2 protein-coding genes are annotated in these 2501 nt (G+C 57.7%); both read left to right on the top strand.

Annotated features, from left to right (window positions below; genetic code table 11):
• Window positions 1–112 precede the first annotated feature (112 nt).
• Window positions 113–1642, top strand: coding sequence for an IS21 family transposase (gene istA, locus ACWTU9_RS33015; RefSeq protein ID WP_455861984.1), 1530 nt, complete (start codon window positions 113–115; stop codon window positions 1640–1642).
• A complete protein-coding gene (gene istB, locus ACWTU9_RS33010) occupies window positions 1632–2444 on the top strand; it encodes an IS21-like element helper ATPase IstB (RefSeq protein ID WP_455861983.1) in 813 nt (270 codons plus the stop codon). The genes istA and istB overlap by 11 nt, the downstream gene beginning before the upstream one ends.
• Window positions 2445–2501 lie beyond the last annotated feature (57 nt).

Here is a 2501-nt window from a genome sequence, read left to right as displayed (position 1 = left end):
TGTTGATTGCCACTGAGAACTGACCCGGCGACACAGGATATTTCCACCGAGAATTGACCCATGTTTGAACCTTACCCTGCGTTTTTTCAGCGGGGATTACGGAGTGATCGACATGGCATTATTGAGCGTGATCCGACGCTGGCATTTTCGAGAGCATTTATCGATCCGAGAGATTAGCCGTAGGACCGGCCTGTCGCGGAATACGGTGCGCAAATACCTGCGGGTGGGCGAGGTGGAGCCGAAGTTCAAGGTTCCAGAGCGGCCGAGCAGGCTTGACGCGTTTGCCGACCGTTTGTCGGCCTGGCTGAGGACGGAAGCCAAAAAGAACCGCAAACAGAAACGCACGATCAAGCAACTTCATGCCGATCTGCTTAGCCTTGGCTATGAGGGCTCTTACGGTCGTGTTGCTGCTTTCGCTCGGGAGTGGAAAGCGGATCTGCAGAGGGAATTACAGACGACAGGGCGCGGGACATTCGTGCCGCTTTCGTTTGACCCTGGTGAAGCATTCCAGTTCGACTGGTCCGAGGACTGGGCAATCATCGGCCATGAACGCACCAAGCTGCAGGTGGCCCATACCAAGCTCAGTTATTCCAGGGCCTTCATCGTCCGGGCCTATCTGTTGCAGACGCACGAGATGCTGTTTGACGCCCACAATCATGCCTTTCGTGCCTTTGGCGGCGTTCCCCGGCGCGGCATCTATGACAATATGCGGACCGCGATCGACAAGGTCGGCCGCGGCAAGGAGCGCGACGTCAACGTCCGCTTCATGGCAATGGCCAGCCACTATCTCTACGAGCCTGAGTTCTGCAATCCGGCCTCTGGCTGGGAGAAGGGACAGGTCGAGAAGAACGTCCAGGATGCGCGTCATCGACTGTGGCAACCACTGCCACGCTTTCCATCGCTGGATGCCCTGAACGACTGGCTGGAGCTTCGATGCAAGGAGTTTTGGCACAAGACCCCGCATGGAAAAATGCGCGGCACCATTGCCGATATCTGGGCTGAGGAAGCCCAGGCTCTCATGCCGGCGTCCCGTCTCTTCGACGGCTTTGTCGAATACACCAAGCGGGTCTCCCCGACCTGTCTCGTGCATCTGGAGCGCAACCGCTATAGCGTTCCGGCGTCCTTTGCCAATCGGCCCGTGAGCCTTCGGGTCTATCCGGATCGTGTCGTCGTCGCAGCAGAGGGCCTGATCCTCTGCGAGCATCGCCGCATCATCGATCGTTCGCATGATCGACCAGGACAGACGATCTATGACTGGCGGCACTTTCTGGCTGTCGTTCAGCGCAAGCCAGGCGCCCTTCGCAACGGAGCACCGTTCGCCGAACTTCCCGATGCATTCAGGTCGTTGCAGCAGCATTTGCTTAAGAAGCCGGGCGGTGATCGCGAGATGGTCGAGATCCTGGCACTTGTCCTGCAACACGACGAGCAGGCCGTGCTCCTTGCCGTGGAGATGGCGTTGGAAGCCGGCGTTCCAACTAAGACGCATGTGCTGAACCTTCTCCATCGGCTCGTCGACGGCAAATCGCTTACGCCTCCGACCATCAGTGCTCCTCAGGCTTTGGCGCTCACCAATGAGCCGAAAGCCAACGTCGAGCGCTACGACGCCTTGAGGAAGGCTTTGGAGGTGCGCCATGCGTCATAACCCTGCCAGCGGCGCAATCGTCATCATGCTCCGGAGCCTGAAGATGCACGGCATGGCGCAAGCTGTAGGCGAACTCACCGAACAGGGAGCGCCTGCATTTGAAGCCGCCATTCCGATCCTGTCGCAACTGCTCAAAGCCGAGACGGCGGAACGCGAGGTCAGATCGACAGCCTACCAGCTCAAGACGGCACGCTTTCCAGCCTATCGCGATCTCAATGGCTTTGACTTCGCCAGCAGCGAGATAAACGAGGCACTGGTGCGGCAACTTCATCGCGGCGAGTTTGTCGATGAGGCCCACAACATTGTGCTTGTCGGCGGCCCTGGAACAGGCAAAACCCATATTTCGACCGCTCTCGGTGTGCAGGCCATCGAGCATCATCACAAACGGGTTCGCTTCTTCTCGACGCTCGAACTGGTCAATGTGCTGGAACAGGAGAAGGCACAGGGGAGATCCGGCCAGATCGCCAATCGCCTCGTGCATTCCGATCTCGTGATTCTGGACGAACTTGGCTATCTGCCGTTCAGTGCATCAGGTGGAGCATTGCTCTTCCATCTGCTGAGCAAACTCTACGAGCGCACAAGCGTCATCATCACCACCAACCTCAGCTTCAGCGAGTGGGCCAGTGTCTTCGGCGACGCCAAGATGACAACGGCGCTTCTCGACAGGCTGACGCATCATTGCCACATCCTGGAAACCGGAAACGACAGCTTCCGGTTCAAGAACAGCTCCGCACACGAGCCTAAAAAAGCAAAGGAGAAAGCCAGAACCTTGACCCTCAACCCCGAACCGAAACATACATGAAAGGCGGGTCAAATCTCGGTGGAAATGCCGGGTCAGTTCTCAGTGAAAATCAACAGG

It is taken from the genome of Mesorhizobium sp. 128a (assembly GCF_053848025.1).
This window is presented reverse-complemented; position numbering and strand designations above follow the sequence as displayed.